At 53.8% G+C, this 12,180-nt stretch carries 9 protein-coding genes; 6 read left to right on the forward strand and 3 right to left on the reverse strand.

Annotated features, from left to right (window positions below; genetic code table 11):
* Positions 1 to 2 precede the first annotated feature (2 nt).
* From KJY78_RS04150 to KJY78_RS04160, 3 genes are all read left to right on the forward strand, one after another.
* Positions 3 to 188 carry a hypothetical protein gene (locus KJY78_RS04150; protein ID WP_214337355.1) on the forward strand — a complete coding sequence of 62 codons (186 nt, stop codon included), beginning with the start codon at positions 3 to 5 and terminating at the stop codon, positions 186 to 188.
* Between the two features lie 30 nt (positions 189 to 218).
* Positions 219 to 1,685, forward strand: a complete 1,467-nt coding sequence (gene cls / locus KJY78_RS04155) for a cardiolipin synthase (RefSeq protein ID WP_214337356.1) — start codon at positions 219 to 221, stop codon at positions 1,683 to 1,685.
* 120 nt (positions 1,686 to 1,805) lie between these two features.
* The gene (locus tag KJY78_RS04160; RefSeq protein ID WP_214337357.1) at positions 1,806 to 4,331 is read left to right on the forward strand and encodes an ATP-dependent Clp protease ATP-binding subunit; all 2,526 of its coding nucleotides are present in this window, start codon (positions 1,806 to 1,808) and stop codon (positions 4,329 to 4,331) included.
* Between the two features lie 109 nt (positions 4,332 to 4,440).
* Here the strand turns inward: KJY78_RS04160 and KJY78_RS04165 are convergent, their stop codons facing one another.
* Positions 4,441 to 6,720, reverse strand: coding sequence for a S8 family serine peptidase (locus KJY78_RS04165; RefSeq protein WP_214337358.1), 2,280 nt, complete (start codon positions 6,718 to 6,720; stop codon positions 4,441 to 4,443).
* A gap of 184 nt (positions 6,721 to 6,904) precedes the next feature.
* Entirely contained in the window at positions 6,905 to 9,148 is a 2,244-nt protein-coding gene (locus tag KJY78_RS04170; RefSeq protein WP_214337359.1) for a S8 family serine peptidase, read from the reverse strand.
* 211 nt (positions 9,149 to 9,359) lie between these two features.
* On the opposite strand from KJY78_RS04170, the gene KJY78_RS04175 reads away from it, so the two are divergent.
* Positions 9,360 to 10,511 carry a glycosyltransferase family 4 protein gene (locus tag KJY78_RS04175; RefSeq protein ID WP_214337360.1) on the forward strand — a complete coding sequence of 384 codons (1,152 nt, stop codon included), beginning with the start codon at positions 9,360 to 9,362 and terminating at the stop codon, positions 10,509 to 10,511.
* 1 nt (position 10,512) lies between these two features.
* Entirely contained in the window at positions 10,513 to 11,202 is a 690-nt protein-coding gene (locus KJY78_RS04180) for a class II aldolase/adducin family protein (protein ID WP_348771188.1), read from the forward strand.
* Positions 11,203 to 11,299: 97 nt separating this feature from the next.
* Here the strand turns inward: KJY78_RS04180 and KJY78_RS04185 are convergent, their stop codons facing one another.
* On the reverse strand, positions 11,300 to 11,923 hold the full coding sequence (locus tag KJY78_RS04185) for a 5-formyltetrahydrofolate cyclo-ligase (RefSeq protein WP_214337361.1): 624 nt from the start codon (positions 11,921 to 11,923) through the stop codon (positions 11,300 to 11,302).
* Positions 11,924 to 11,956: 33 nt separating this feature from the next.
* Here KJY78_RS04185 and KJY78_RS04190 point away from each other — a divergent pair, with 33 nt between their 5' ends.
* The gene (locus tag KJY78_RS04190; RefSeq protein ID WP_214337362.1) at positions 11,957 to 12,124 is read left to right on the forward strand and encodes a hypothetical protein; all 168 of its coding nucleotides are present in this window, start codon (positions 11,957 to 11,959) and stop codon (positions 12,122 to 12,124) included.
* Positions 12,125 to 12,180 lie beyond the last annotated feature (56 nt).

The following is a 12,180-nucleotide window of genomic DNA, read 5'->3' on the forward strand; positions in this document are numbered from 1 at the left end:
AAATGTCTGAGTGGCTAGCAAACGCAATCTGGTCTATTGTGCCAACAATTTTTGCGGGCATTTTATTCTGGCTGCTGATTCGCACCATTTTAAGAGCGGATCGCACCGAGCGGCGCGAATATTCGCGGATCGAAGCGCAGGAGCGCGCAAAAGCAGGCTTGCCTCCGCGCCCAGATTCTGGCGCGTAACGGTTTGTGGTAGGTGCTGGTGGCACGTGAATGAATCACACATTTGAGTTTTTAACCGTTACCGTCGCGATTATTAATGCGCTGTTAATAGTTGTTGCGCTGTTTGTTGTGCCGAGCAACCGTCGTCCTTCGTCGGGAATGGCGTGGCTGCTGTTCATATTTTTAGCGCCAATTATTGGTTTTATTGCGTTTCTGATTTTGGGCGGCAGGTATTTGCCTCGCAGGCGCCGCAACCGACACTACGAGGTTAAAAAAGCGTTGCAGAAATATGTTGCCAGGTGGGTTCGTAAATCGGCTCCCAGCGTGCCGCGCGTGCCCGATGAGCGGCTTGCGAGCGCGATTGCGCTGGGCAGGAATCTCGGTGCTTTTCCGATGATGGGCGGTAATACTTTTTCGCTGCATTCGCTTTATAATGAAACTTTTGTTGAGATGGCGCGCGCTATTGACGGCGCAAAAAAGTTTGTGCATATGGAGTTTTATATTTTGGTGCGGGATAAGGCTACCGAGCCGGTTTTCGCGGCTCTGGCGCGCGCAAAAAAGCGCGGTGTTGAGGTGCGAGTGCTGCTCGACTATATTTCGACCGTGCGCAACCCGTGGCGACGCAGAACCCAGAAAACGTTAGAGGATATGGGCGCGCTGTTTCGGTACGCGCTGCCGGTGCGTCCGTGGCGGGGCGAGTATCAGCGCCCCGATCTGCGCAACCACCGCAAAATCCTGGTGATTGATGGCACGCGCGGGTTTATGGGGTCGCAAAATCTAATTGACGCGCACTATAATAAACACGCAAACAGGCGGCGCGGGCTGTCGTGGAAAGATTTAACGGTGCAGGTTAGCGGATCAGCTGCGGCCTGTTTAGACGCTGTTTTTGCGACTGACTGGCACGCGGAGACAGGGGAGCTGCTGCAGCACACTCTGGCTATCGATCCGCCAGTTGCTGCCAGTGGCGGCACTGCGATGCAGCTGATACCGTCGGGCCCCGGATATGTTAACGAGAATAATCTGCAGGTTTTTGTTGCTTTAATTTACGCGGCAAAGCGGCGGGTGTGGATCACAAGCCCGTATTTTATCCCCGAGCGGGCCTTGATGATTGCGCTTAAAGCGGCCACGGCGCGCGGTGTTGAGGTAACTATTTTTGTTTCCGAGGTGGGCGACCAGCCGGTGACTTACTATGCGCAGCGCTCTTATTATGAGGAGTTGCTGCTGGCGGGGGTGCGGATTTTTATGTACCGCCCACCATATATTTTGCACGCTAAGCATTTTACGGTGGACGATGATGTTGCTGTGATTGGTTCCTCTAATATGGACAGCCGCTCTTTTAACCTGAACTATGAGGTTTCTATGCTGGTGCAGAGCGCTGATTTTGTGCGGGAGCTTGACCGTGTGAACGCGACAACAATTGCGCATTCTCGTGAGCTAACACTGCGAGAGTGGCAAAGCCGTAGTGTTTTTGTGCGTCTTGTTAATAATCTGGCCAGATTGACGAGCGCTCTGCAGTAGTCCTTAGTATCCGTGAACGCTCACGGCGAACAAGCCTATATTTTGCCGCTTTGAGGCGATAGTCTTGAAATAATCGCATATTTCTATATTTTTATGCTCACTAGCTGCTTAAGGAGAAAAATGTTTGAGAGATTTACTGATGGCGCTCGGCGCACGATTGTGCTTGCGCAAGAAGAGGCAAAAAAGCTTAGGCATAACTTTATCGGCACTGAGCATCTGCTGCTTGCAATTATAAGGCAGAAAGAGAACATGAGCGTCGAGCCTTTTGCCGGCGTTAATGCCACCTACAACGAGGTTCTTGAGCAGGTTATTAGCCACGTTGGAAAAGGAGATGAAGGGCAGCAGAATAAACACATTCCCTTTACTCCCCGCGCGAAAAAAGTGCTTGAGCTGAGCCTGCGTGAGGCGCTGCGACTCGGGCACGGGTATATTGAAACTGAGCATATTGCGCTCGGGCTATTGCGCGAGGGTGAAGGCGTTGCGGCGCAAATTATTAAGGCGCTAGGTGCCGATCCTGAAATGAGTCTTGTGGTTTTAACCAAGACAATGGAGGCACGCGGTGAGGATGAAAAATCACCCGCGGGCGCTCGAGGAATTTGGCATGATGACCCTGATGATAAAAAAGACCCGAAAATGCTGCAAAAGTTTGGGCGCAACCTAACTCGCGCGGCTCGTGAGGGTAAACTTGACCCGGTTATCGGGCGCGAAAAAGAGGTTGAGCGCGTTATTCAAATCTTGTCACGGCGCACTAAAAACAACCCCGTGCTAATTGGCGAGCCGGGAGTTGGTAAAACCGCTGTTGTTGAAGGGCTGGCGCGCGCAATTGTTTCAGAGCAGGTGCCTGAAACTCTAAAAGATAAAAAGGTTTATGCGCTAGATCTTGGCAGCCTGATTGCCGGCACTCGCTACCGCGGCGAGTTTGAGGATAGACTCAAGAAACTCACTAACGAAATTCGCGATCGCGGCGATGTTATCGGTTTTATTGACGAGATTCACACGCTTGTTGGCGTGGGGGCAGGAGAGGGCTCCTTAGACGGTGCTAATATTCTAAAACCACTGCTGGCGCGTGGTGAGCTGCAAACAATCGGCGCGACAACGCTTGATGAGTATCGTAAATACTTTGAAAAAGACGCGGCTCTTGAGCGTAGATTTCAGCCGATTACGGTTAACGAGCCGTCTCCCGCGCACGCCGTGAACATTCTTAAGGGTTTGCGTGAAAGCTACGAGAACTTCCACAAGGTTAAAATAACTGATGAGGCGATAGAAGCGGCCGTTAGTCTCTCGAGTCGTTACCTGCAGGATAAGTTCTTGCCAGACAAGGCAATTGACCTGATCGATGAGGCCGGCGCTAGACTCCGCCTGTCGGTGCTTTCGAGTCCTACCGAGCTGCAGGAGCTTGACGAGCAAATCGCTCTTGCTCGCAAAGAAAAAGAAATGTTCATCGAGTCTAACCAGTTTGAACTGGCGGCTGAAAAACGGGATTTGGAAAAGACGCTAACGGCAAAACGGTTGCAGCGTGAGAAAGAGTGGCGAGCTGGTCAGGTTGAAACTGCGGATGTCGTTGACGCTGGAATTATCGCTGAGGTGCTAGCTGTTGCAACGGGCATTCCCGTGTTTAAACTCACGGAGGAAGAAACCAGCAGACTGCGGTTTATGGAGGATGCGCTGCACCAGCGTGTTATCGGGCAGAGCGAGGCTATTGCGGCGCTTTCGCGCACGATCCGCCGCCAGCGTGCCGGGTTGAAAGATCCGAAGCGTCCTTCGGGATCGTTTATTTTTGCAGGTCCTACGGGTGTTGGTAAAACCGAGCTGGCAAAAGCTCTTGCGGAGTTCTTGTTTGACGATGAGAGCGCTCTGATTTCGCTTGATATGTCAGAATACGGTGAGAAGCACACCGTTTCGAGGCTGTTTGGGGCTCCCCCGGGCTTTGTCGGCTTTGAGGAGGGCGGTCAGCTAACCGAAAAGGTGCGCCGCAAGCCGTTTAGTGTGATTCTGTTTGACGAAATAGAAAAAGCTCATCCGGATATTTTTAATTCACTGCTGCAGATCCTTGAGGAGGGTCGCCTGACTGACGGTCAGGGGCGTGTTGTTGACTTTAAGAACACCGTGATTATTATGACAACAAATCTCTGCTCGAAAGGCATTGCGGGCGGGCCTGTTGGATTCCAACTCGGCGCTGAAACAGTTGCGGGTTATGAGGCGATGCGCGGCAAAGTTAACGAAGAGCTTAAAAAACACTTTAAGCCGGAGTTCTTGAACCGTGTTGACGACACAATCGTGTTCCCGCAGTTGCAAAAACCAGAGTTGCTGCGTATCGTTGATCTGTTTGTTAACAAGCTAAAAGATCTTTTGCTCGATCGCCGGATTAAGCTGAGCATTAGTGACGTCGCCAAAGAGGGCCTGATTGAGATCGGATATGATGCTTCAATGGGCGCGCGACCTTTGCGTCGTGCGGTGCAGCGGTACGTTGAAGATCCGCTGTCAGAGCGTATTCTAAGCGGTGATCTGGAATCTGGTGGCAGCGTGCAGGTGGATTACGCAGACGGTGAGTTTGTGTTTAATATCTCCGGTGGCAGCGATAATTCAGCGGATCGTGTCGTGCAGCTCGCCGCCGCTGTAGCACAGACTGCCGCTACTCAAGACTAGCTTGCTTATTCTGGTTGCATTGCGTGGCTAGAGGGCAAGGATAACAGCAGAAGCCCCGAACACGCATTAGCGGGTTCGGGGCTTCTGCTGTGCTTTAAAGCAGGGTCGACTATGCTTTAGTGCGGCGGCGAGCTGCGAGCATTAGCGCGCCAGCTCCCAGGAGGGCGAATACGCCACCCAGTAGCGGGGCAACTGCGCCGTTCGCGCCTGTGCTAACCAGTTTCTTATCGCTATCTTTAGCAGGTTTTTGCTGCCCATCAGCAGCGGTATCTGCTGATATGATAGGCGTAACAGGCGCTGGCGTGGCTGCCGCTGGGGTTACCGTGTAGCTGAAATCAGCGGTAACGTCATCATCCGCTAGTGCGTCGCTGTTGTAGCCATAGGCTTTCACCTGGTAATTATGATCTTCGACCTTATCTCCAACAATGATGTCAGTTGCGACATAGAGCGTCTCGCCATCACTAGAGCGTACATCAGTGCTCTTAGAATCAAGGTCTTTACCGTCTTGTAGCAAGACTAAGCGGCTTACATAGTGGTCGGCTTTAAAGCGCAGTTTCAACTTAGTGCCGCTCGGCGCTAAAATAGCTTGACCTGTAGCGGGTTGCCAGGTTGCCCCATCGTCAGTTGAATACTCAGCCTGCTTCTCAAGTCGTGGCTGTGGTTGATCTTTAGTAACAGCTGCTAGCGCGTCAACAAGTCCATGACCGCGGAACTCTCTGTTGTCACGGGGTTCTTTTAGTCGGGAGTATTGGTCTTTCGCGTGCTTTAGGAGAATACCCGTAGTGTCTTTCGCTGAAATACCGGGGTGAGTTGATATGATTAATGATGCAACGGCGGCAACGTGCGGCGAAGCCATTGACGTGCCACTGATCTTGGTCCACGGGTCTTTGAAGTCTTTGTGGTTAATCGTTGACAGAATTAACACTCCGGGAGCGGCAATATCAATAGAGTTTTTACCATAGTTGCTGAAGTAAGCACGAAGCAGCAGCGCTGTTTCTGGATCTGCGTCCAGCGTGGGAATACTAACTGCTGAAACATTGATAACACCGGGCAGTCCGCCAGGAAGAAGCACCGGATTGTCGCCCTGCTTAAAAGTGCGGATCTTAGAACCCGCAATATCTCCCGGACTCTTATCCTGCATTGGCTGGTCTAGATTGTTAGCCGAGTTGCCCGCTGCTGCAATGTGTAGCACGCCCTGATCCTGACTCCATTTCACAGCGCGGCGCACCGACTCGTAGCCAGCTGCCTGTGACGGCTCGTTCGTCACCCAAAACTCCCACGGATCCACGTAGTAGCTATTGTTTGTAACGTCAAGTTTTTTCTGACCCGCCCACATAAAGCCGCAAACTGCGTGTTCCGGCATAGCAAAGTTGCCGTTGTAGATGCGAATAGCTGCGATTTTAGCACGCGGGTTTACACCCTGTATACCAACACCGTTTTGGGCGGCTGCGATTGTGCCAGCAACGTGAGTACCGTGATATTCCTTTTGAGCAGGCTTCCAGCGCTCATCTTCCTGCGACGGAATGCCGTTTACAGTGCAGTCAACAGACAGCGTCTTGTCGACAACAGGCGCAAGGTCGGGATGGTCACTGTCAACGCCGGTGTCGATCACGCCAACGGTTACTGGCGCGTAGTAGGTTTTAACATCATAGGCTTTTAGCGCGCCAATAGCCTTGTGGCCCCAGAGTTGATCTGACATCGGATCATTTTCGGATGCTGTAGTGCCCACGGTTGGGGTAACGCCCTCGGTTAGGATACCAAGCTCAGAAACTGCCTGCTGTCCGCTGGTTTCTGCGCCGCTAGCGTCACCTGCTTCTTGCGTGTCAGCGGGGGTTTGTTGGCTGTCGGTTTCAGCTGCCGAATCATCCGGAGCTGTTTCGGGAGTCTGTGCAGCGTCATCCAGGTTTGTTCCGGTGGCGTTATCCGCTGTACTCGCCGGAGTGTTTAGCTTAGCCGGGTCTTTGATTTCGGGAAGCTTAATTTCTTCGCGCTTGGAAACCGCAGCCTGACGGGTTGGACCCGCCGACACAAGCTTAATTCCGTTTTCTGCAGCTAGTTTCGCAAAGTCAGAGGTAAAAGTGTTAGATTTGCTCTGCGCGAAATAGGTGCGAATTTCGGGCCAGTCTTTAGTGGTTGCGCCACCTGCCTTGGTGATTAGACCTTTTACGGTTTCGTATTTGGCATCGTTTGTGTCTGCAGCAAGGTTGATGGCGTAGCTCATTGCGCCGTCTCCTGCTGCGGCTGGTTTATTGCCCACGATCGGGGCATCAGCTACCTGGGTTGCTGTGGCGGGCATAACCCCTGCGGCAAATACTGCAGATGTTAATAACCCGAATGCTAAACATCCGCCAAGAACCCTTGCGGGTTTGGCGTTTTGTTTTTTTGTCATAGGTAATAAGTCCTTTTCGTTTTGAATGGTGCGCAGCTCAGAAATGATCCACGTCTCCAACTTTACTGCTTAGATGCTATCCTTGCAAAATTACACAAATTTCGCGGGTGAGTGCAGGTACAGCAGAAGCCCCGAACCCGCGTTGGCGCATCCGGGGCTGCTGCTGTGCGTAAAACAGAGTCAACTAGACTTTGGTGCGGCGGCGAGCTGCGAGCGTTAGCGCGCCAGCTCCCAGGAGCGCGAAAACGGTGCCGCTCAGCAGCGGCGCAATCGCGCCGTCTGCACCGGTGTTAGCCAGTTTGCCAGCCGCAGCAGCTTTAGTGGTGTCTGCTGAGGTGATAGGCGTAACAGGGGTCGGCGTGGCTGCCACTGGGACTATCGTGTAAGCAAAATCGGCTGTAACGTCATCATCAGCAAGTGCGCTGTTGTTGTAGCCGAACGCTTGCAGTGTGTAGCTGAGAGCCAGTGTGCTGTCGCTAACATCAACCTCGGTTTCAGCGTAGAGCGTGTCGCCCGTAGCTGAACGCACCGCGGTGGTTTTAGTGTCAAGCACTTTATCGCCGTCCTGCAAAACAGCGCTGCTTACCAGACCGCTAGCTTTGAAGCGCAGCTTCAGTTTTGTGTTAGCCTGCGCCAGAATATTGCTATTACCGGCTTCCTGCCAGGTTGTTCCGCCGTCAGTTGAATACTCAACCTGCTCTGCAATCTGCGGCTTTGGTTGATCTTTCGTAACAGCGGCGAGCGCATCAACAAGTCCGCTACCGCGGTACTCGTTGCCCTCGATATCCTCTTGTAGACGAGAGTAGTTTGCAGCAGCGTGCTTTTTGAGCAGCTGCACAACGCTATCAGAGGTAATACCGGGGTGCGTTGACTTGATCAGCGACGCAACAGCAGCTGCGTGCGGCGAAGCCATTGATGTGCCGTCGAACTTCTGCCATGTATTGCCGTAGACGGTTGATAGGATACCCACACCGGGAGCCGCAACGTCAATGGAGTTTTTGCCGTAGTTAGAGAAGCCAGCTCTAACTAATTTTGTGGTTGCTGGATCCGCTTTTGGCGTTGGCAGGTTAACAGCCGAAACGCTAATAACACCTGGCAACTGGTTTGGGAGGTCAACAGGAATGTCTTCCGGCTCGAAAAAACGTGGTTCAGCGTCAAAAACGTCTCCCGGACCTTCGCCCTCGGTTACGTTTTCAAGATCCTGGTTAGAGTTTCCAGCCGCAGCAAAGTGCAGCACACCCTGATCCTGACTCCATTTCACAGCGCGGCGCACTGACTCGTAGCCAGCAGCCTGTGACGGCTCGTTTACCAGCCAGTAGTCCCACGGATCTACATAGTAACTGTTGTTTGTGATGTCGATCTTTTTCTGACCTGACCACATGAACCCGCACACTACGTGCTCTGGCATGGCAAAATCGCCGTGGTACACGCGAATGCCCGCGATTTTAGCTCGCGGGTTCACGCCCTGTATCCCAACACCGTTATACGCGGCGGCGATTGTGCCCGCAACGTGAGTGCCGTGACTCTCCTGGTCAAGCGGTCTCCAGCGTTCATCCTGCTGTGAAGGAATGCCGTTTACAGTGCAGTCAACAGACAATGACTTGTCTACAACCGGCGCTAGATCAGGGTGATCGCTGTCGACACCGCTGTCGATTACACCAACGGTTACCGGCGCGTAGTAGGTGTCAACATCGTATGCTTTTAGCGCGCCAATAGCCTTGTGACCCCAGAGCTGATCTGACAGCGGATCTGCAGCAGAGGTGGCAGTGTTCCTGCTTGCAAAACCTTTGCTCGCAAGCGCCTGCTGACCGCCGCTTTCTTTTGTGCTGGTGGTTGCCTCTTGTGCCGCCGCAGATTCATCCGGAGCAACGCCCGAGATCTTAGCTGTGTTATCCGTCGTAGAATCGACCGGAGTTGTTCCAGTAGTCTTAGCCGCGTCATCATCGGTGCTCGTTGAGCTAGTTGGCTTGGTAGGAGCTACCACGGTTGTGCCTTTTTTCAGATCGGGCAGCGGGATCTGCTCATATTCTGGAATTTCAGACTGACGGGTTGGACCCGCCGATACAAGCTGAATATTTTTCTCCTTGGCTAGTTTTGCAAAATCACTGGCAAAGGTGTCTGATTTGCTCTGCGCGAAATAGGTGCGGATCTCTGGCCACGGCTGGGTTACCGCGCCACCTGCCTGGGTGACGAGATATTTCACGAGCGCAAAGTTAGCGTCGCTCGTGTTTTCAGCGAGATTGATGGCGTAGCTTACCGCGCCGTCGCCTGCTGTGGCGGGCTTATCACCAACGATTGGTGATGGGGTAGCGACCTGGGTTGCTGTTGCGGGTGTAACTCCCGCAGCAAACACTGCAGATGTCAGCAGCCCAAGCGCTAAACATCCACCAAAAACCCTTGCGGGTTTGGCACTCTGCTTTTTTGTCATAGGTTAGATACCTTTCGTCTTGAATGGTACGCGGCTTAAAAGAAGCCACGTCTTTCAACTTTACTGCTTTATTGTAGCGATTTGCAAAATAGGTGCGATATGATAGCTAGAATGCAGTGGCTTAAAATCATGTTTTATACCGCGTAAATATCTAGTGCACAAACCGCCACACCTGCAAATTTAAGCGGCAAATAGCGTAAGGCAGTAAAGTATGGCAGAAAATAAAACAAAAAAGCGGGTTTTGATTGTGACCCGCTGGTTTCCAAGTAGATCCGCTCCCGGAACGGGTATTTTCGTGTTTCGCGATGTTGCCGCGATTGCCTCAAAATACGATGTCACAGTTGTGCACCTGGGCGAACCGCACCTGTTTGAAAGCGACCTTGATAACGAACTCACATGGGCAGAATTCAAGGTTATCAGGGTGCCTGTTGCCTTTGCGAGCGGCTACAAAAGCGCGTTCGCGGCTCGTAAAATAATTGCACAGCAGCTGCACCAAGCGGATCTGCTGCAGACAATCACAGTAGGCGCGGTGACCCCGCTAATTGGGATGCGTGTCAGAGTGCCGTGGGTGCACACTGAGCACTGGAGTGCGATGCTGCGCCCCCCGCACGGGACACTGCGGGAGAAAAGCATTATCAGGCTGCTGCGTGCGCAGCTTTTACGAGCGGATGCGGTTGTTGCGGTGAGCTCGTACCTGGGCGAGGCGATTCAAAAGTACTCGCGTAAACCGGTGCGGGTTATTGGTAACCAGGTAACCATGCCAGACACTGTGTACGCTGACACACCGTGGGATTTTGGTACGATTAGAATGCTCGGGGTGAGCAATCTCACCGCGAGCAAGCACCCTGAGCTGGCCGTTTGTGCGGTGGCGCAGCTGGCAGAGCGCGGTTACGACGCGCGTTTACGCTGGGCAGGATCAGGCAGTATGCACAAGAAGTTGGTGACGCTCGCCGCAAAACTGGGGGTTGCTGACAGGGTTGAGTTTTTAGGGCAGCTTGATGCCGCGCAGCTCGCTGTTGAATACAACCGCGCAAATATTTTCGTGCTCCCAACCGAGTTTGAAACCTTTGGCATTGCGCTGGCCGAGGCCGCGGTTGCCGGGTTGCCTGTGGTGACCGGCGATACCGGCGCGTTCGTAGAGTTTCTGGATCCTGCCAGCACCGAGTTTGTGCCGGTGGCAGAATATCACCAGAACAGAATTGCCGCGGCGGTGGGCGGATTGCTATCGCGCACCAACCTGCCAACTCGTGCGCAAATCGCTGCGCGAGCACGGGCGAGATTTGATGAGAGCGACCGGGTTGGAAAGTATTTTGAGCTGTACGACGGGCTGCTGGCGGCTCGCAAAAACCGGGCGCGCCGCTAGTGTGGATGTGGTTAGTGGAGGGCGTGTGATTGCGAGGCTAGTAGCGGGCCTGATTATCGGTGAGCGTATGGTGGCGAGGCTTGCAAGGAACACAGATATTGCAGCGCTTATTGAAGCGGGGCGAGATGCGAGTTCCCGCGGGCTTGTGCTGGCCAGCGCCGGAAATATGTCGGTGCGGCTTGCTGACGGGCTGTTTGCAATAACCGGCTCGGGCGTGTGGTTTGACGAGTTGACAGTTGAGTCTTTCGCAGTGTTAGACGCTGCCGGGCGACATCACAGCGGCGTGCAGCCCTCTAGCGAATGGAAGCTGCACCAGCGTGTCTATGCGGCCCGTCCAGACGTAAACTGCGTGATCCACCTGCACCCGCAAACAGCGACGTTGCTCGCCACGCTCGGGTGCGAGATCCGCTTGCTAACGCTCGATCATGCGTCCTACCTTGGTAGTATCGGGGTTAGTGAGTTTTTTGATAACGGATCTGATGAGCTGGCGGATGCCGTTGCCGCGCAGCTGGGTGCGCATAACTGTGTGCTGATGAAGCACCACGGGTGCACTGTTGTTGCGGACACTGTGGAGATGGCGTACCGGCGGGCGTTGAATCTGGAATCTGCCGCGCAAATGACGGTGACGGCGTTGCAGCTGGGGGATGAGAATACCGTTTTTCCCGTGGTCGGGCGCGCTACTCACGCTTAGGCTGGGGCTTTGGGGTTTGCCTCTGGGCGGTTTTGGTGCGCTGTTGTTTGTGCTTTGTATGGGTGCGGAGTTAGCAGGTTCGCGCTGCGTGCCAGGGTTACTGGTTGGTGACCGTGATTTCAGAGGTTAGCGGCGATCTGTCAAGATATTTCACACCCGACGGGGTGACCGCGCCGGTTACGGGTGCATCATGCACGTCGCGGGGCAGTCGTGCAAAAATCTCGTTGTCGTAGAGCACCGTGAAAACCGGCGGAGCTGTTTCCATGGAGCCGATTGTACGGTCGAAAAATCCGCCTCCCCAGCCGAGCCTGGTGCCGTCTGTTGCGGCCGCGCACCCTGGAATCATCATCAGATCAACGCCCTGCACCTCGAGTGGGCTGTAGAACTCGCCTACTGGCTCGGGGATGCCAAACAGCCCCGGCACGGTTTCTGTTGAGCTTGGCTCGATCCAGTCGAGCAGCAGATCTTTGCGGCAGCTTGGCAGGAGTAAGCGCACGCCGTTTGCGCGCGCCCAGGTGATGAACTCGGTCGTGTCTGGCTCGCTTCGCACTGGCAGGTAGCAGGACACGCTGCGCGCCCCACGCGCCGTGACTAGCGCTATTAACTGCTTGGTTAGCGCGGTTTTGGCGGTTTTAAGCTCGAGCTCTGACATAAGACCGCGGGCCTGCCTAACGCGCGCGCGAATTTCCTGCTTTGCCTGGGTGACATCTTGGGTGTTCATAGTGTTCCAATTTTTTCAGACTTAGCTGATACTTTGCGTAATTTTATTGTTTTCAAGCGGATTTGTCGGCGAATCTGGTGGGCGATGCTTGTTGTGCTGTGCGGGCTGTGCGGTGCGGGCTGTGCGGTGCGGGCTGTGCTGTACGGGCTGCCTGTGGAGTCGTCACCTGCGGGGTGGATTCGCTGCCTGTGGTTTGAGTAAAACTTGCGGTGTAGTTTTTTTTTCGGGGCTGTAGAATGTATTAATGGATCTTGGGA

This window comes from Canibacter zhuwentaonis, assembly GCF_018531145.1.
Taxonomy (GTDB): domain Bacteria; phylum Actinomycetota; class Actinomycetes; order Actinomycetales; family Microbacteriaceae; genus Canibacter; species Canibacter zhuwentaonis.

Excerpts from the sequence above, each read along its gene's own strand:
- KJY78_RS04175 (WP_214337360.1), top strand. The coding sequence starts at position 9,360 with ATGGCAGAAAATAAAACAAAAAAGCGGGTTTTGATTGTGACCCGCTGG.
- cls (WP_214337356.1), top strand. The coding sequence starts at position 219 with ATGAATCACACATTTGAGTTTTTAACCGTTACCGTCGCGATTATTAAT.
- KJY78_RS04170 (WP_214337359.1), bottom strand. The coding sequence starts at position 9,148 with ATGACAAAAAAGCAGAGTGCCAAACCCGCAAGGGTTTTTGGTGGATGT.
- KJY78_RS04150 (WP_214337355.1), top strand. The coding sequence starts at position 3 with ATGTCTGAGTGGCTAGCAAACGCAATCTGGTCTATTGTGCCAACAATT.
- KJY78_RS04165 (WP_214337358.1), bottom strand. The coding sequence starts at position 6,720 with ATGACAAAAAAACAAAACGCCAAACCCGCAAGGGTTCTTGGCGGATGT.
- KJY78_RS04160 (WP_214337357.1), top strand. The coding sequence starts at position 1,806 with ATGTTTGAGAGATTTACTGATGGCGCTCGGCGCACGATTGTGCTTGCG.
- KJY78_RS04185 (WP_214337361.1), bottom strand. The coding sequence starts at position 11,923 with ATGAACACCCAAGATGTCACCCAGGCAAAGCAGGAAATTCGCGCGCGC.